Origin of the sequence: Niallia sp. FSL W8-0635, assembly GCF_038007965.1 — a bacterium.
Taxonomy (GTDB): Bacteria; Bacillota; Bacilli; order Bacillales; family Cytobacillaceae; genus Niallia.
Map to the genome: position 1 here is coordinate 355,270 of NZ_JBBOYD010000001.1, position 17,593 is coordinate 372,862.

A 17,593-nucleotide genomic window follows, 5' to 3' on the forward strand; every position below is an offset into this window, starting at 1 on the left:
TAGAAGGATGGGTTCACAAATAAAAAGAGAAAATTATTAGTAGAAAACTTACATATAAAATAAAGAACTGGAAAGGATATAAAAGATATTAAATTAACATCTATTAAAGATGGAAAGGAAGTATAAAATGAAAAAAATAATGCTATTAATGCTAGCGTTTGTTGTAGCATTAACCAGCTTTGGTTCTTTGACTAGTGCTACTCCATCCCCGGCAACTTCAGAAAAAAAAGAGATAACCCAAGAAGATAAGCAGTTTTTAGTTGAAATGGCTAAAAGTCTTGGTATTAAAACAGAAGGAAAAGATCCAGGTGCTATAAAAAAAGAGATTCATGAGGTATTGATAAAAAAAGAAGCTGAAAAATTGGGTATCAAAACAGAAGGAAAAGATTTGCAGAAGCTTGCGATGGAAGTACATACTGCCCACTTAAAGGAAGAAGCGAAATCTTTAGGAATTAATACAGATGGCAAAGATGCAAAAACACTAATGAAAGAAGTTTTTGAGGCGAAAATTTCAAAAAAAGCGAAAGAGCTTGGGATTGATACAAAAGGAAAGACAATGCAACAATTAGGAAAAGAAGTTCAAGAAAAAATGATTATGGTTGAAGCACAAAAGCTGAAGATTAAAACAGAAGGAAAAGATTTTAAGCAACTTGCAGATGAAATAAGAGATGCGCAAATTATGAATAAAGCGAAAGAGCTTGGATTAGATACGGAAAATAAACAGCCAAAAGAATTATTAAAAGAAATGATGATTAAACATCCGGAAGAAGTGAAAAAGTTAAAGCTATTTCCATCATATGGGCAACATTTCATGTTTAAAAAGCACCATAAAATAAAAAGAGAAGACTAAAAAGAAAACAGAAAAATCACTTGGAACGTGCAGGTGGTTTTTCTGTTTTCTTCTTTTGTTTGATATATTGAACAAATGAATGGTTTGAATTTTTAGAAAAAAGGCAAAAAGTAAAACGAATCCTGTGAAAATCAGTGTTTATTGAAAAAGGAAAATTTAGACAAAAAGTTAAGAAGGTGGCTGAGTGTTCAATATATTGAAATGATTCTTTTGACCTATTAACAAATCAGTTTTTCAAACGTATTATCTATTTTTCAAAAAAAAATACATAAATACATGTTATTTTTCTGAAGGATTAGTATGCTTAAATTAGCAGGCTTAGACAGTAATAATTTAAAAATTGAAAATATTTATTAAAAGTAATTGGCTCAAAGATATGGAAGGAAAAGAAATCTGTTAAGTAGCTGCAGTAAAATGGGAGCAATAGGAGGAATAAAGATTGAAGCAATATTCCAAACTACGAATTACGGAAAAAGATGAAAATATTTATAAAGCGCTGTGTGATTTGTATAAGGAAAAAGGGGGAAAAGTAGGCATTGGACCTACAGAAATTGGAATAAGGGTTGGAAGAGATTCCTATGATGCTTCTGCATATTGCAATGCATCTTTAAAAAAGTTAATACATTTTAAAAAAATAGAAAAAATTGATAGTGGAAAGTACATACCAATTGATTAAAAAGGGAATGTAGAAAAAAATAAAGGGAATTTTCCTTAAAAAGTGCCTTATAGGATATTCTGGTAAAGTAATTATTCATTTTATGAATAATCCAATCTTTACAGGATCCTGATTCTAAGAAGGAGAGCTTTTGATTAAGGAGAATTCTTTTTTTATTTGTACTATCCCATTTGGAATGCTCTGTATTGAGGATTTTTTAGCAACATCAAAAAAAGGGATTGCATGTTATACAAAGTATTGTATAATAATTGGGTAAAAGTAAACTTAAAGTTTATAAATACAAAACTTCTTCGCCTTCAAGTTTACTATTTCTAAACAAAAAGTAGGTTGAATCATGGAAATTGGAAAAAAGATAAAAAATTTACGGTTAAAAAAAGGACTCACACAAGAAGAATTAGGGGAACGAACAGATTTAAGTAAGGGGTATATATCCCAGCTAGAGAGAGATTTAAGTTCTCCTTCCATTGAAACATTTTTTACTATCTTAGAGGTATTAGGATGTTCACCAAAAGAATTCTTTGATGATGAAGAGCATAAACAAAAGGTTGTTTATACAGAAGACGATATTACGGATTTTTTAGATGAGGAGAAAGGGTATCGTATTCAATGGCTAGTTCCTGAATCAAATGAAAAGGAAATGGAGCCAATCCGATTGTTTTTTTATAAGAATGGAGAATTTAAACAATTTGAGCCATCTTTATCGGAAACATTCGCGTACGTAGTCGAAGGAGAAATCTTGCTTAAATTAGGAAAGCAAGAGTATAAGGCAACAAAAGGGGAATCTATTTATTATCATGCCACAGAGGAACATCAACTAGTGAATTTGGCAGATGGCATGACAGAATTGCTTCTCGTAGTAACCGATTCTTATTTATAAGGAGAGGAGCTTTTCTATTAGAAAAAATAAATATAGAGGGGGATATTATGTCTGAGCAGCATATTATACGATTTGAAAATGTAACAAAAAGTTATGATCAAGCTACAACTGTTCTAGAGAAAGTTAGCTTTGAAATTGAGCGAGGTAAATTTTATACCCTGCTTGGTCCATCTGGCTGTGGAAAAACAACCGTTTTACGATTAATTGCTGGATTTATGGAGCCTACTGAAGGAAACATTTATTTTAACGGTAAGTTGATTAACAAAATACCAGCAAATAAAAGGCAAGTGAATACAGTATTTCAAGATTATGCTCTTTTCCCTCATTTAAATGTATTTGAAAATGTGGCATTTGGGCTTCGTATAAAAAAATGGAAGAAGCAAGTGATTGAAGAGAAAGTGAAAGAAGCACTTCGTTTCGTCAATCTAGAAGGCTATGAGAATAGAGAAATTAGTGAAATGTCTGGTGGTCAGAGACAACGTGTTGCTATCGCTAGAGCAATTGTAAATGAACCAGAGATTATTCTTCTAGATGAACCATTATCTGCATTGGATTTGAAGCTTCGCACGGAAATGCAATATGAGTTAAGAGAATTACAGAGAAGATTGGGAATTACCTTCATCTTTGTTACACATGACCAAGAAGAAGCATTGGCGATGTCGGATGAAATCTTTGTTTTAAACAAAGGAAGAATCGAACAAAGTGGAACACCGACAGATATTTATGATGAACCAATTAATCGTTTCGTTGCAGATTTTATCGGTGAATCGAATATTGTTCCTGGAGTAATGAAAAAAGACTTTATTGTTCATTTTGGCAGTAAAACGTTTGATTGTGTCGATGGTGGATTTAATGAAAATGAAGCAGTGGAAGTAGTAATCCGACCGGAGGATTTAGAAATTACATCCGTTGAAGCAGGAAAGTTAAAAGTGAAGGTAGACTCTCAATTATTTAGAGGGGTTCATTATGAAATTTGTGGGTATGATGAAGACGGTAATGAGTGGCTTGTTCATTCAACGAAGAAAGCTACTGTTGGGATAGAAATTGGTCTTTATTTTGAACCGGAAGCCATACATGTTATGCGTCTTGGAGAAACGGAGGAAGAGTTTGATAAACGACTAGAAGCGTATGAGGGTGTAGTCAATGAAAAGTAGTACAAAATGGTATACCGTCCCATATTATCTTTGGATTGCGCTCTTTGTCATTGCCCCAGTTGCACTTGTTGTCTATTATTCCTTCTTTGATATTGAAGGGGCATTTACGTTTGAAAATTATCAGAAGTTCTTTACACCTGTTTATTTAAAGATGACACTAAGTTCCTTCTGGTACGCATTTTTAATTACCTTCTTTTCCTTGATTATTGCATATCCTACTGCATATTTATTAACAAAAACGAAGCATAAGCAATTGTGGTTGTTATTAATTATTCTACCATCATGGATTAATCTATTATTAAAAGCGTATGCGTTTTTAGGGATATTTGGAACACATGGTGCAGCAAATCAAATGCTGGATTTTCTGGGAATAGGCGAGCAACAGCTGTTATTTACAGACTTTAGTTTTCTATTTGTAAGTGTTTATATCTTTATCCCATTTATGATTCTTCCTATTTTTAATGCATTAGAGAAGTTAAACCCTAGCTTAGTTGATGCTTCTCAGGATTTAGGGGCATCCTCTTGGACTACATTCAAAAAGGTTGTATTCCCTCTTACATTAAATGGGGTAAAATCAGGGTGCCAGGCTGTATTTATACCAGCTTTGTCATTATTTATGATTACGCGTCTAATCGCAGGTAACCGTGTGATTACATTAGGTACTGCTATTGAACAACATTTTCTTATCACACAGGATTGGGGAATGGGTTCCACGATTGCAGTATTTTTGATTATTAGTATGATTATCATCATGGTTCTTACAGGGAACAGAAAGAGAGGGATATAAAATGAAAAAGCTGTCAAAATGGTCTGTCTTATATTTAGGAATTGTCTTTGTCATTTTATATGCACCTATCTTTTATTTAATCTTTTACTCTTTTAATAGTGGAGGAACCATGCATGATTTTGATTCCTTTACATTCGATTGGTATAAAGAATTATTCCAAGATACGAGATTACTAATTATTGTTTTAAATACTGTCATTATTGCCCTTTTATCTGCGGCGATATCGACCATTATAGGTGTACTTGGGTCAATTAGTATTTCCATGATGCGGAAGAAGGGGATTCGGAATTCTATTTTATCTTTAAATAATGTTCTGATTGTAAGTCCAGATGTTATTATTGGTGCTTCTTTCTTAATTTTCTTTACAATCATTGGGATTAAGCTAGGATTCTTTTCTGTCTTATTATCTCATATTGCTTTCTCTATCCCGATTGTTGTCATCATGGTTTTACCAAAGCTAGAGGAAATGAGTCCAACTTTAGTGGACGCGGCATTGGATCTTGGGGCTAGCTGGAAGGATGTACTTACAAAAGTTATTATTCCGTATATTTCACCTGGAATATTTGCCGGATTCTTTATGGCGTTGACCTATTCGTTAGATGATTTTGCGGTTACCTTCTTTGTAACAGGTAATGGGTTTACAACGTTGTCTGTGGAAATTTATTCATTAGCAAGACGAGGTATTTCTTTAAATATTAATGCTTTATCAACCTTATTATTCTTATTCACGCTGCTTCTTGTAATTGGCTATTATTTCATTACGCAACGTGTCAATAAAGCTTCACAAGCGGGGGTGAGAAAATGAAGTCTCTAATTCGCAGTTTAATTGTTATCTTTGCACTTTCTTTTATTCTATTATTTATTGTCCATCAATTAAATTCCAGCAGAGGGTATACAAGTGGAAATACATTAACTGTATATAACTGGGGAGATTATATCGATGCAGATTTAATTACTAAGTTTGAAGAAGAAACAGGGATAAAGGTTATTTATGAAACCTTTGATTCAAATGAGGCAATGATGACAAAAATTCAGCAAGGAGGAACAAGCTATGATATTGCCATTCCTTCTGAATATATGATTGATAAAATGAAGGAAGAGGATTTATTAATCCCGATTGATCATGCTAAAGTTCCTAATTTGAAAAACATTGATAGTCGATTTATGGATCTATCCTTTGATCCAGACAATAAATATTCGATTCCATATTTTTGGGGGACCGTTGGAATTGTCTATAACCCAGCGATGCTTAATGGGAAGGAGATTACTTCCTGGAATGATTTGTGGGATAAAGATTTAAAAAATGAAATTATGCTTATAGATGGGGCCCGTGAAATTATGGGGATGAGCTTAAATAGCTTGCATTACTCTTTAAATGATAAAGATCATGAGCACTTGAAGGAAGCAAAGGAAAAATTAGATACGTTAACGCCAAATGTAAAAGCGATTGTTGGAGATGAAATTCGGATGCTCATCGAAAATGGAGAAGCCTCTATCGGTGTTTTATGGTCTGGAATGGCAGCTGAAATCATGTGGGAAAATGAAGAGGTAGAATATGTTGTCCCAGAAGAGGGGTCTAATCTTTGGTTCGATAATATGGTTATTCCGAAAACAGCTAAGAATATTGATGGAGCACATCAGTTTATTAATTTTATGCTAGATGCGGAAAATGCTGCGCAAAATACTGAATATGTTGGCTATTCTACCCCAAACAAGGCAGCGATGGAATTTTTGCCAGAAGATATTACAGGGGATGAACGCTTCTATCCCGATGAAGAAATGACGTCTAAATTAGAGGTATATGAAAACCTTGGTCATCGTTCTCTTGCGGAATATAATGATTTATTCCTGGAGTTTAAGATGCATCGGAAATAAATTACGGAAAGATGAAGACTGGGACATAAGTATTCCAACTTTAACTTAACCCGAACAATCAAAAGATAATTCTATATGGTTGTTTGGGTTTTTAGTAGTTTTATAAAAGGTTCAGTTAGTGTTAATATCCGCAGCCTAAATACACTTCGCTTTCCATGGGGCGAGCGGTGAGCCTCCGGGGTCTCACCTGTCTCGCTAATCTCATAGGAGTCTACGTGTATTCAGGCTGCTCCATTTTACTCACTAATTTATTTTTTCTTAGAAAAATAATAAGTTTTTAGGAAATAACCTTTAAAAACGAAGTGGAATGGAGCGGAAAACACTCGACTCCTGCGGGAAGTAGAGCAAAGCCTAATACCCCATAGGCTCAGGTTGCTCCCCGACGCATCGAGTGTCTGTAGCGTAATGAAATGAATTGGTTTTTACATTTGGCTATTTAGTTTTGTCCCAGTTTCTTCTATGAGGATGTTGAATTCTGCTAATAAACAATTTCTCTATATTCTTGTATGCAACCTGCCTATACGGAAAATACTAACGGAAAACAAGGTGGGGTTAAAATGAAAAAGTTACTATGCTTCTTCTGCTTTCTTTCATTTCCATTAGGGATTTCCGCACAAGAGGTGGATTCATCTAATAATCAAGGGAGAAAAGAGCTAGCAATCGTTATCGATGATTTTGGTAATAACATGAAAGGTACAGAAGAGATGCTTAACTTACCGGTTCCTATAACGGTTGCTATTATGCCTTTCCTCTCTACTAGTAAAGAGGATGCTATTCTAGCACACAAAAAAGGACATGAAGTAATCATTCATTTGCCACTAGAACCGAAAAAAGGGAAAAAGAGCTGGCTTGGTCCTGGTGCCATTACTACCGATCTATCAGATGAGGAAATTAGAAAACGAGTAAAAGATGCGATTGAAAGTATTCCTTACGCTGTCGGAATGAATCATCATATGGGTTCAAAAGCGACAGAAGATAAAAGAGTGATGAGGATTATCCTAGAAGAATGTCATAAGCATAATCTTTACTATTTAGATAGCAAAACAACGAGTAAAAGCGTCATAAAGGAAATAGCAGAAGAACTAAATGTACCTTATTTAGAAAATGATCTCTTTTTTGATCATATATACACAAATCAGCATATTGCTAAACAAGCCAGTAGGTTAGCCAAAAGGTTGGATACAGAGCAGGAATTTATTGCCATTGGTCATGTAGGAGTTTCTGGTCCTTCTGTAGTAAGTGTTCTAAAACAATACATTCCTGTTTATCAAAAAGATGCAGATATTGTCCCACTTTCTACACTAGTAGAAGGCTATGAACTGCTCGATACTGATTTACCATAATATAGAAAAAGAGCAAAGCCATCACGCTATATCGAAAAAGATATATGACGCTGGTCTGTGCTCTCTTAATTAGATTAAACTATGAAATGGGTTTCATAACAATAGCTAGTTTAGAAAAAAATGACAAAGTGTTTTTATGCTTTAAAGAAAAGGAGATAGACTGGATTTGCCAGCCTGTCTCCTTTTCGATTTATTAATTATTTAGAGGATTATCATCATTTGGTTTTTGGACAGATGTTTGTTCGATTTTTGTATCTAGTTTATCTAGTCTCTTTTTGGCAAAGTCTTTGCCGCCGAGACCAAATGCTAATCCAAATGCTAAGGCAAGTCCACCAAGGATTAGAATAAAGGCAGAATTGACAATAGATGAAGCAACACCTAATTGGTCAAGTGCCATAAAAACAGTAATGGTGATAATCGCATATTTTGCGATAACTGGTAAAAGCTTGAAGTGAGCTCCTTGTAAAATACTGCTTAACAATTGCTGAACTAGGTAGCCTAACCATAATCCAACGCCAATAATAACAATTGCAGCGAGAACCATTGGTAAATAAGCAATTACAGCAGTTGATAAGGTTACTAAAAATTCTAGTCCTACTATATTTAATGCTTGTACAGCTAATAAGAAAACGATTAGGATTTGGACGATAGAACCAATGATATTTGAAATACTAGTGTTTGGGTTAATTCCCATTTTTCGTACATAAGTATCTAGACTAAGCTTTACTAATAAGGTAACAACCATTTGCTTTACCCATTTACCTATCCAAATACCTATTAAGATGAGGATAATGGCAATAGCGATATTTGGAATCATTGTTAACATACCATTTAACATGTTAATAGCCGGTTGAGAGATTCCTTGAATATCTAATTTCTCAAGCGCTGATATAACAGTTGGGATGAGAATGAAAATAAATACAATGTTGCCAATAACAGATGATAAGCTTACATTATCTAGAAGCTTGTTTATGCCTAAACGATTAGCTAAAGAATCTGTACCAATTGTTTGTAAGAAGTTTGTTAGAATGGTACGAACAATCTTTGCAACAAACCAACCGACTAAGACGATTAGGGCAGCTGCTAAAAGCTTTGGTAAAAAGGCAAGAATGTTTTGAAGCATATTGGCAAATGGCTCGGAAACACCGTATAAATTTAGTGCATCTAATACAGCTGGTAAGAATAGCAGCAACACTAAGTAGAAAACAATATTTGCGACTTTATCCATTATATTTTGCGGGTTATTCTTTTCTGTAAGATTCCATTTTTGCAATTTCTCATGAACCTTTAAAGTAGATCCAGTTTTTTTTATAAGGAATTTTAATCCAGACGCGATAATCCATGCTATAACAAGAATCAATGCAGCCTTTAAGATATTAGGAATAGCTCCAAGGATTGCGGAAAGCATATTCACTAAAGGAGAAGTAATAGCCGTTAAATTCAATATATTAAAGAATAGGGAAAAGACAAAAACTAATAATAAGTAAAAAACAATTTTGCTTATTATTTTTTCAGATGAGTATTTTCGTGGTTTTCCTTCTGGGAAAATTTTATCATCCAGCTTTGTTTTCTGCAGTCCTTTATATAGGGCTTTTTCAATAATTTTAGCAATAATCCACCCTGAAATTAAAACAACTACAGCTAAAATAAAATCGGGAATCTTGTCCCAAAAAGAATTCCAATTCCAGTAATAGTTCATATCCTTCACTCCTTGTTTTTAATTTATACTACTAATACCCAGCGAGTGAAGGATTAAACGTTCCTCTTAAGGGGAGCTTCTTCGTATGGAAGAGGTATAAGAAAAGAGAAGGTCTGGATGAAAGCCTTCTCATTTAGAGTGTATAAAAAATTTTTAGACATTGCTTTTGTGTATTTTAATGGATTAAAAAACTTAACATAATGTGTCTTCCTGTATCCTAGTCAGAATAAAGTCTTATTTTAACGCCTTTTCTTCAAAATCATATAAGCAATCATTACTTCCTACCATGATTAAAATATCTCCTTGACGGATTATTTCATCTGCTGATGGGGAGACGATTGTTTCTCCTGCTCGCTGAATGCCAATAATTGTGCAGCCGTATTTTGCACGTACGTCTAAGCCTATAATAGATTGATTATGTATTTTAGCTGAAGCCACCATTTCAACAATTCCGTGTTCTTTTGAGAGCTGAATATAATCAATCATACTGTCGGAAATAACGTGATGGGCAATTCTTTTTGCCATATCCTGTTCTGGATGAATTACACGGTCAGCACCGATTTTCTCTAAAACACGTTTATGATATACATCGGCTGCTTTTACCCAAACTTGGCTAATGCCCATCTCTTTTAAAAGCATAGTAGTAAGGGTGCTAGATTCTACATCATCTCCAAACGAAACAAAAGCATGATCAAAATTTCGTATACCGATTTGTGTTAGGGATGCTTCAGTAATATGTGTCATTTGGACGCAAAGTGTAGCAAATGCTCGATATTTTTCTACTTTTTCCAAAGATTGATCAATGGCTAATACTTCTGCTCCCATTTTATGAAACTCTTCTACTAAACTGCCGCCAAAGCTTCCCAGTCCTATTACTACAAATTGTTTTTTCATACTTATCCTCCTAGGGATGAAAAAATAGGTTCTTTGCCACCATTATACTTTTTTACAGAAAAGAAAGAAAATAATTTTTCTTTAGGAAAGGAAAATAATAGGAAGGAATGTTTTTTTCCAAAATAAAAACCACTTTTTCGATAGGAGAGGAAAAAGTGGTTTTATTCATTCTAAAATAAAGCTTATTCAGAAAGATAAGCAGTTAGCATCCATAAATGTTTCTCGATTTTACCAATTAGATCGACTGCTAAATCGTTTGTAATAACATCTTCTAATTCATCTGCATGCTCTGCTAGTGCTTTTAATTGTGTATTAATATGGCTGTAATCTTCTACTAAAGATTTTACCATTTCATTCGCAGTTAATTTCTCTGTGCTTTCTTGTAATGTGGATGTTTCAATAAATTCTTTTAATGTAGAAACCGGTTTTCCACCAATAGCAAGCAAGCGCTCGGCGATTTCATCCACTGCTTCAGCTGCCTCATCATATAACTCTTCAAATTTTTCATGAAGTGTGAAGAAAAATGGCCCCTTTACATACCAGTGGTGCTGATGAAGTTTTGTGTATAATACGCTCCAGTTAGCAATTTGCACGTTTAATTCTTTTTGTAATTCTACTTTTGTTTGTAATCCCATGTTTAACAAACTCCCTTCGACTGATTATATATTAATTATAACAAGTTTTAATTTAAAATCAATACTTATTTATAATTATTACAATTTAGTTTTTATTACAATTGAAAATACTAGTCATTTCGATAGGTTAGAGGGAAAGATTTTACTTTTTATTTTTTGTTGTCCTATTAAAATATATACCCCAATTACAAAGGAAAGGAAACAATAGGAAGGAAGAATTCATTAAATGGACAAATTTAAAAAGACTCAGGAAGTACACTGAGCCTTGAAAAAAGCTACAATTCCCATCAGAATGAAAAGGAATTAGAAGAAAACATATAGGATTTATAATGATAACGAATACTAAAAATAAGGCCCATTGCCATCATATTACACATTAAAGAACTGCCCCCATAACTGATAAAAGGAAGGGGAATCCCCGTTATCGGTAATAATTGTATGGTCATGCCAATATTTTCGAAAACATGGAAGGTAATCATGCTTATGACTCCAACACTAATATAAATACTGTAAGGATCTGCTGTTTGTAAGGCCGTCTTAATGAGGTGGTATATTAAGAAAAAATAAAGAATGATAACAATGCTACCGCCGATAAAACCGTATTCCTCGCCAATAATAGTGAAAATAAAGTCAGTATGCCTTTCGGGGATATATACTTCTTCATTTCCCAATCCTTTTCCACTAATAAGCCCTGATCCTATCGCCATTAAGGAATTAACTAGCTGGAATCCTGCGTCGCCAGCGTTTTGGGGATCAAGCCAAGAGTCAATGCGATCAAACTGATAGACTTTGACACCTATATACTTTTGTAATATATCTCTGCCAAAGATCGCTAAATAGAAAACAATGCTTCCAAAAGCTGCTGCTGTACCAAATAAAGGGATAAGTATTTTCCATGAAATTCCTGAAACTAATATCATTCCAATTAAAATCGCCATTAAAACGAGCGTTGTACCAAAATCCTGTACAATGACCAAGGCAATCGGAATTCCGGCAACAAGCCCAAGTTTACACATTAACATAAAATCTGTCGCTAGAGACTTATGAATAGTCTTTACATTATGTTTATTTATGACCTTTGCAATCGCTAAAATATAAAAAACCTTCATATATTCAGATGGTTGTACATTTCCAATGTTCGGAATAGCATACCAACTCTTTGCACCATTTATGATCGGAGTAAAATCTGTTTCGGGAATAACTAGAAGACCAATTAGTAAAACTGTCCCTATCCCATAAAGAATCCAAGTTATTTGTTGAATCTGTTCATTATCAAAATACATAATAATGGCAATTATAATAGAGCCAATGAAATACCACATAATTTGTGATTGTAAGTAAGAATCATTTGCGCTGTATATAGCAATACAGCTAACTAAACAAAATAACATAAGCAAAAGACATAAAGTCCAATCGAATCTTTCGGAAAATCCTTTTTTTGTTCTCATTCTAGCAAACCCCTAGTTCAAATTTCTTATATCTATATAGACGGAAAAGGAGAAGAATTTGTTTCCTTATTTTTCATAATCCTGTAAAAATACTGGTATGAATTTAATTTTTGCTTATTTAGGGATAGCGATTTTCTTAGAATATAGATTAAAGTAGGAAAGTTATGGCCCAAAAATCAGTTATATGATCCAAAGCAGAAAAAATAAGATTCAAACCCCAGTTATATGATCCAAAACAAATATATGGTCCAAACTTAAAATATATACCAACCACATAAAAAAAGAGACTGTCCTTATAAGACAGTCCTTCTTTCACATTAAATGAGTTAGGAAAATTTGAGCGATTCCGAAGTATATAAATAACGAAAAGATATCATTAAGTGTAGTGATTAACGGCCCTGAGGCAACGGCTGGGTCGATATTCAACTTATAAAGAATGATTGGAATTATAGTACCTGATAATGTTCCAATGATAAGTGTACAAATGAGAGAAAGGCCAACAACTAAGCCGAGCATGAGATCGCTTTGCCAAACATAGGCAATGATTGTAATAATAACTCCGCATGTAATCCCAATAATTAAACCAACTAATAGTTCCCTAAATATCAGCTTCGTTACAACTATTTTATTAATTGTATTAGAAATAAGTCCACGTACAACAACTGCTAATGATTGTGTTCCTGTATTACCAGTCATGCCTGAGATCATTGGCATGAAAAAGGATAAAGCTACAACTTTTGTAAGGACATCTTCATAATTGCTAATGATACTACCAGATACAACCCCGATAAATAAAAGTAGGATTAGCCATGGAAGTCTTCGATAGGCAGCAACCGATGCTTTTGTATCAAAATCAATTGATTTCCCTGAAGCAGAAAGTTTTTCGATATCTTCATTTGCTTCTTGGAAAACGACGTCAATCATATCATCGATAGTAACAATACCCATCAATATATTTTCATGATTTACAACTGGAATAGCCAAAAAATCATATTTCTGGATAGTTTGTGCTACTTCTTCTTGGTCTTGGTCCACTGTTACACTAATAACTCGTTCATACATGATGTCACGAATTTTATCCTGTGGTTCAGCAATTAAAAGATCACGGTAGGATACAACACCTACTAATTTTCTATTTTGATCAATTACATATAAATAACTCAATGTTTCTGCAAAATCTGCAAAGGATTTTAATTTATCAACGGCTTCACGCGTTGTGTAATAATCACGAATCCATACAAAACGGTTTGTCATAAGACGTCCAGCAGTTTCGTCTGGGTAGTTCATTAAGTTTTGCACGATGATTGATTCTTCTTTTTTCATTTCCGAAAGAAGTTCTTTAATTCTTTCTGGTGCTAAATCATTTAAAAGGGAGGCTAGATCATCATTATCCATTAAATCTAGGACTTTCCCGGTCTTGTCCATTCCTAATGTATTAAGCACTTCAAGCTGTTCCTCTTTATCTAACTCCTCTAAGAGATGGGCTAATAAGTCGACTTTAAGAAAAAGTAAAAAACGTGCCCTATGTTTATCGGGGAGACCCTCATAAATTTGAGCTATATCATATGGTTGTAGCTCATCAACGATGGATTCAAATTCAGATTTTTTATTGTCTTTTAGTGTCTGAATGATGTGAAGTGTGATTTGATTTTCTGTCATTTGGTGTATCATACTTCTCACTCTCCCTTCTGATGTCTTAGGCAATTATTCGACATATACCCTGTTTTATTATATGTAAATTAACGAAAGAATGAAATGGATAATTCTTTGGAAAAAAGGAGATTTTGAGAAAATATTTTATAAATCATAAAAAAACAGTGTTAAATATTCTGACAATTAACTTGAAAAGATTAGATTCTCCATTAAAATAAGGATATAACATGAATGACCACAGGCGACCGCCACAATCGCGACTTTTTTTCGTATATCCTTAATAATTGGGTTAAGGGTCTCTACTGGAAACCGTAAATTTCTTGCTACGAAAAAATATGCTTAACTAGCATATTTTTCGTAGTTTTTTTGTGTTTATTCCGAAATTCAAACAAGTATGGGGGAATATTAATGGGGAATTTGTTAATCAAAAATGCACAAATCGTAACGATGAATCAGACAGAAGAAATTGTTACAGGAGACCTTTATATAGAAGAGAATATTATTAAAGATATAGGGACCAATATTCAAAAAGATCATGTGGATAAAATAATCGATGCGACAAATAGAACCGTAATCCCAGGATTTATTCAAACACATATCCATTTATGCCAAACTCTCTTTCGTGGTAGGGGGGATGATTTAGAGCTGATGGATTGGCTTAGAAAAAGAATTTGGCCACTCGAGGCATCTCACGACAAAGAGTCGATTTATTATTCAGCAATGCTTGGTATTGGCGAGCTGTTGGAAAGTGGAACAACTACGATTGTGGATATGGAAACAGTCCATCATACAGAACATGCTTTTCGTGCTATTGCGGAAAGTGGAATACGAGCGGTATCTGGAAAAGTAATGATGGATAAAGGCGATGAAGTACCTTTGGCATTACAAGAGAACACAGCGGAATCTATTCAGCAAAGTGTTGATTTGTTGGAGAAATGGAATGGGTTTGACAATGGAAGAATTCAATATGCCTTTTCACCAAGATTTGTTGTCTCTTGTACAGAAGAGCTACTGAAAGAGGTGAAGAAGCTTTCAGATGAATATCGTGTAAAAGTGCATACGCATGCATCAGAAAACAAGGGAGAAATTCAAATTGTGCAAGAAGAAACAGGGATGAGGAATGTTGTTTACCTAGATCATCTTGGCTTAGCAAATGACAGATTAATATTGGCGCATTGCATTTGGCTGGATGAAGAGGAGAAGCGAATTATTCAAGAAAAAGGCGTTCACGTTAGTCATTGTCCAGGTTCCAATTTAAAGCTTGCGTCAGGCATAGCAGATACGCACCATCTTCTTTGCAATCATGCTTCAGTTAGCTTAGGAGCGGACGGTGCTCCGTGTAATAATAATTTGGATATGTTTAATGAGATGAGATTGGCTGCACTTATTCAAAAGCCCATTCATGGTCCAACTGCAATGGATGCGAAAACAGTTTTTCGAATGGCAACGATTGGCGGGGCAAAAGCGGTTGGTTTAGAAAAAGAAATTGGCAGTCTGGAAATTGGCAAGAGAGCAGATTTAGCTATTTTAAATCTGCAAAATTTTCATACTTTCCCTTCTTATGATGTGGATCCTATTTCAAGAATTGTTTATTCGGCAACAAGAGCAGATGTAGAGACAACGATTGTGGACGGTAGAATTGTAATGGAAAATAAAATCATGAAAACGGTGGATAAAGCTATTGTGTTAAAGGAAGCGGATATAAGTATAAAGAGGCTGTTAAGTAAAACAAACATAAGTTAATGGATAAATAATAGAACATCGTATCAGACAAGTGGCTAATAGAGTTTATCCACCTGTATGGTACGATGTTTTTGTTTGAAAGATAGGTCTGCCTAATAAAAGTAGAATTTATGAGGCAAATCTATTTTCCTTACTACTGAAAAAGGAATAACAAACAAGATAAGTACTTTATTCCTTTTTTTTCTAAATTGAAGATTATGTAAGCTATTTTGCCTAATTTTTGTTAAACTAAAATGGTTACAATAAGCGGAGCTAGATGTATGATAGTATGAATAACGGATTGTTATTAAAAGTCTAATAATATAGAACAAGGGAAAAATTTCTTGTAATCAGATAAATAAGATGGAGTATAAGCAATTTCAACAACAAGAAAGTAAGCTAAAGCTCTTCCGTTTACAAGCTAATTATGTTTGGAGGTTTACTTGATGAAAAAAGGTAATAATGATATTCGAGATGTGGTTTATATCCATCTAAATGAGAAAGAGCGCTTTGTTCTTTCTTACGGTATAGAGTTTAGAGAATTTTACAGAATATTGGCAGAGACTCTTTCCTCTATTTTATTGTTAAAGCATCAGTATGAAGAGGGAGAATTTCATACACATACACAATTCGAATATGTTCCAAACAATAAATTAGCACAATTAGCAATGGAAGATGTATATGGATATGGGGATTTTGTTTGGGTCGATTTTGATGAGACGGAGACTTTAGATATTTTAGAAGGTCAAACGATAGCAGAGCTTCTTTATTTGGGGCATAAACTGGAGCCGCTAAAAAAGCCGTTTTTTCAACAATTGAATAACCAATATACTTATTTGGCGCATGATGATGGCTGGTTCAACAAAATATATTATAAAAATATGGACGCCTTTTATCGACTATTTGAAGATGTTATTGCTAATAAAGTGACAGACCTTAAATTAGAGAAGGCATTACTTGGTCTAAAAAAGAAGCGGCTATATCCTTCCCTTCCTAATGAAATAGTAATGGAGCTAAAACGCTATATGAGGGAAGGGATGGTTTTATCCATTGAAAAGGCCTATCAAACTCGATTGAAAATAGAAATTCCAATTTGGATATTAGGTGATTTTGATAATATGGATGATATGTACGAAGAATATGAGAAGAATTGCAAACAAAAAAGTGATGCTTTGCTTATTTTTGATAAAAAATTAAGAGAGTGGCAATTAACAAAGGTTTAATTGGTGACGGATATGAGTGAAAAAGTATTTGTAGGTTTCCCAGCAGAGTTAACGAAAATGACTTTTGTGGAGCGGCCGAATCGGTTTATTTTGCATTGTTATCATGAAGAAACAGAGCAAATAGAAAGAGTGCATCTAGCTGATCCAGGAAGACTTATTGAGCTTTTAATAGAAGGGGTAACTATTTATGTTCTCCCAAGTACGAATCCTAATCGGAAAACGAAATGGACGGCTGTTTATGTTGAATTTAATGATCTTCTTGTGTCTATCAATACGACATATCCTAACAAGCTAGTCGAATTAATGCTGAAAACAGCAATCATTGAAGAGCTTGCTCCATATCAATGGGTGAAATCGGAATACACGTATGGTAATTCTAGATGGGATTTTTTATTGGAGGATAAAGAAAAAAATCAACTACTTCTCGAAGTGAAAAGCGTTACATTGGCAAGCAATGGAATAGGGATGTTTCCTGATGCCGTCACAAAAAGAGGCTCAAAGCATGTACAAGAATTAACAGTGATTGCGAAGGAAGGAACATATAAAACAGCTATTTTATTTGTTGTGCAACGAGAAGATGTTGAAATAGTGACAGGTGCAGCTGAAATTGACCCAGTCTTTGCAAAAAACTTAGAGGAAGCAGCTAAAGCAGGGGTGCAATTACTAAGCTATACTTGTGTTTTAACGGAGCATGGAATTGAATTGGGCAATGCAATCCCAGTAGATCCATTTTTAAAAATTCAATAAAAGGACATTT

At 34.1% G+C, this 17,593-nt stretch carries 16 protein-coding genes and 1 riboswitch; of the genes, 11 read left to right on the forward strand and 5 right to left on the reverse strand.

The window, feature by feature from the left end; genetic code table 11:
- The first annotated feature begins 127 nt into the window (after positions 1-127).
- From NYE52_RS01860 to NYE52_RS01895, 8 genes are all read left to right on the forward strand, one after another.
- Positions 128-850: a hypothetical protein gene (locus NYE52_RS01860; protein WP_341191515.1), complete on the forward strand. Its 723-nt coding sequence runs from the start codon at positions 128-130 to the stop codon at positions 848-850.
- Between the two features lie 439 nt (positions 851-1,289).
- Positions 1,290-1,526: a hypothetical protein gene (locus NYE52_RS01865; protein WP_341191516.1), complete on the forward strand. Its 237-nt coding sequence runs from the start codon at positions 1,290-1,292 to the stop codon at positions 1,524-1,526.
- 334 nt (positions 1,527-1,860) lie between these two features.
- Entirely contained in the window at positions 1,861-2,403 is a 543-nt protein-coding gene (locus NYE52_RS01870; protein WP_341191517.1) for a helix-turn-helix domain-containing protein, read from the forward strand.
- A gap of 47 nt (positions 2,404-2,450) precedes the next feature.
- Positions 2,451-3,557 carry an ABC transporter ATP-binding protein gene (locus NYE52_RS01875; RefSeq protein ID WP_341191518.1) on the forward strand — a complete coding sequence of 369 codons (1,107 nt, stop codon included), beginning with the start codon at positions 2,451-2,453 and terminating at the stop codon, positions 3,555-3,557.
- On the forward strand, positions 3,547-4,344 hold the full coding sequence (locus NYE52_RS01880) for an ABC transporter permease (protein ID WP_312094788.1): 798 nt from the start codon (positions 3,547-3,549) through the stop codon (positions 4,342-4,344). Before NYE52_RS01875 ends, NYE52_RS01880 begins: the two co-directional genes overlap by 11 nt.
- 1 nt (position 4,345) lies before the next feature.
- Positions 4,346-5,149, forward strand: coding sequence for an ABC transporter permease (locus NYE52_RS01885; RefSeq protein ID WP_341191519.1), 804 nt, complete (start codon positions 4,346-4,348; stop codon positions 5,147-5,149).
- Entirely contained in the window at positions 5,146-6,219 is a 1,074-nt protein-coding gene (locus NYE52_RS01890) for an ABC transporter substrate-binding protein (RefSeq protein ID WP_341191520.1), read from the forward strand. Before NYE52_RS01885 ends, NYE52_RS01890 begins: the two co-directional genes overlap by 4 nt.
- 557 nt (positions 6,220-6,776) lie before the next feature.
- Entirely contained in the window at positions 6,777-7,562 is a 786-nt protein-coding gene (locus tag NYE52_RS01895) for a divergent polysaccharide deacetylase family protein (RefSeq protein ID WP_341191521.1), read from the forward strand.
- Between the two features lie 193 nt (positions 7,563-7,755).
- Here the strand turns inward: NYE52_RS01895 and NYE52_RS01900 are convergent, their stop codons facing one another.
- The 5 genes from NYE52_RS01900 to mgtE form a co-directional block, all read right to left on the reverse strand.
- Positions 7,756-9,261, reverse strand: a complete 1,506-nt coding sequence (locus tag NYE52_RS01900; protein WP_341191522.1) for a mechanosensitive ion channel — start codon at positions 9,259-9,261, stop codon at positions 7,756-7,758.
- A 234-nt stretch (positions 9,262-9,495) separates the two neighbouring features.
- Positions 9,496-10,155, reverse strand: coding sequence for a potassium channel family protein (locus NYE52_RS01905; RefSeq protein ID WP_341191523.1), 660 nt, complete (start codon positions 10,153-10,155; stop codon positions 9,496-9,498).
- Between the two features lie 182 nt (positions 10,156-10,337).
- Positions 10,338-10,790, reverse strand: coding sequence for a Dps family protein (locus tag NYE52_RS01910; RefSeq protein WP_341191524.1), 453 nt, complete (start codon positions 10,788-10,790; stop codon positions 10,338-10,340).
- 287 nt (positions 10,791-11,077) lie between these two features.
- Positions 11,078-12,238: an FtsW/RodA/SpoVE family cell cycle protein gene (locus tag NYE52_RS01915; RefSeq protein WP_341191525.1), complete on the reverse strand. Its 1,161-nt coding sequence runs from the start codon at positions 12,236-12,238 to the stop codon at positions 11,078-11,080.
- A gap of 312 nt (positions 12,239-12,550) precedes the next feature.
- The gene (gene mgtE / locus NYE52_RS01920; protein WP_341191526.1) at positions 12,551-13,909 is read right to left on the reverse strand and encodes a magnesium transporter; all 1,359 of its coding nucleotides are present in this window, start codon (positions 13,907-13,909) and stop codon (positions 12,551-12,553) included.
- Between the two features lie 229 nt (positions 13,910-14,138).
- Positions 14,139-14,237: riboswitch (purine riboswitch) on the forward strand.
- 62 nt (positions 14,238-14,299) lie between these two features.
- On the opposite strand from mgtE, the gene NYE52_RS01925 reads away from it, so the two are divergent.
- The 3 genes from NYE52_RS01925 (at position 14,300) to sfsA (ending at position 17,583) form a co-directional block, all read left to right on the forward strand.
- Positions 14,300-15,634, forward strand: coding sequence for a 5'-deoxyadenosine deaminase (locus tag NYE52_RS01925; protein ID WP_341191527.1), 1,335 nt, complete (start codon positions 14,300-14,302; stop codon positions 15,632-15,634).
- Positions 15,635-16,059: 425 nt separating this feature from the next.
- Complete coding sequence (locus NYE52_RS01930; protein ID WP_341191528.1) at positions 16,060-16,836, forward strand: hypothetical protein; 777 nt, start codon at positions 16,060-16,062, stop codon at positions 16,834-16,836.
- 12 nt (positions 16,837-16,848) lie between these two features.
- Complete coding sequence (gene sfsA / locus NYE52_RS01935; RefSeq protein ID WP_341191529.1) at positions 16,849-17,583, forward strand: DNA/RNA nuclease SfsA; 735 nt, start codon at positions 16,849-16,851, stop codon at positions 17,581-17,583.
- The last annotated feature ends 10 nt before the right edge of the window (positions 17,584-17,593 follow it).

Excerpts from the sequence above, each read along its gene's own strand:
- NYE52_RS01890 (WP_341191520.1), top strand. The coding sequence starts at position 5,146 with ATGAAGTCTCTAATTCGCAGTTTAATTGTTATCTTTGCACTTTCTTTT.
- NYE52_RS01910 (WP_341191524.1), bottom strand. The coding sequence starts at position 10,790 with ATGGGATTACAAACAAAAGTAGAATTACAAAAAGAATTAAACGTGCAA.
- NYE52_RS01900 (WP_341191522.1), bottom strand. The coding sequence starts at position 9,261 with ATGAACTATTACTGGAATTGGAATTCTTTTTGGGACAAGATTCCCGAT.
- NYE52_RS01875 (WP_341191518.1), top strand. The coding sequence starts at position 2,451 with ATGTCTGAGCAGCATATTATACGATTTGAAAATGTAACAAAAAGTTAT.
- mgtE (WP_341191526.1), bottom strand. The coding sequence starts at position 13,909 with ATGATACACCAAATGACAGAAAATCAAATCACACTTCACATCATTCAG.
- NYE52_RS01870 (WP_341191517.1), top strand. The coding sequence starts at position 1,861 with ATGGAAATTGGAAAAAAGATAAAAAATTTACGGTTAAAAAAAGGACTC.
- NYE52_RS01885 (WP_341191519.1), top strand. The coding sequence starts at position 4,346 with ATGAAAAAGCTGTCAAAATGGTCTGTCTTATATTTAGGAATTGTCTTT.
- NYE52_RS01860 (WP_341191515.1), top strand. The coding sequence starts at position 128 with ATGAAAAAAATAATGCTATTAATGCTAGCGTTTGTTGTAGCATTAACC.
- NYE52_RS01930 (WP_341191528.1), top strand. The coding sequence starts at position 16,060 with ATGAAAAAAGGTAATAATGATATTCGAGATGTGGTTTATATCCATCTA.
- NYE52_RS01925 (WP_341191527.1), top strand. The coding sequence starts at position 14,300 with ATGGGGAATTTGTTAATCAAAAATGCACAAATCGTAACGATGAATCAG.
- NYE52_RS01895 (WP_341191521.1), top strand. The coding sequence starts at position 6,777 with ATGAAAAAGTTACTATGCTTCTTCTGCTTTCTTTCATTTCCATTAGGG.
- NYE52_RS01880 (WP_312094788.1), top strand. The coding sequence starts at position 3,547 with ATGAAAAGTAGTACAAAATGGTATACCGTCCCATATTATCTTTGGATT.
- NYE52_RS01905 (WP_341191523.1), bottom strand. The coding sequence starts at position 10,155 with ATGAAAAAACAATTTGTAGTAATAGGACTGGGAAGCTTTGGCGGCAGT.
- sfsA (WP_341191529.1), top strand. The coding sequence starts at position 16,849 with ATGAGTGAAAAAGTATTTGTAGGTTTCCCAGCAGAGTTAACGAAAATG.
- NYE52_RS01915 (WP_341191525.1), bottom strand. The coding sequence starts at position 12,238 with ATGAGAACAAAAAAAGGATTTTCCGAAAGATTCGATTGGACTTTATGT.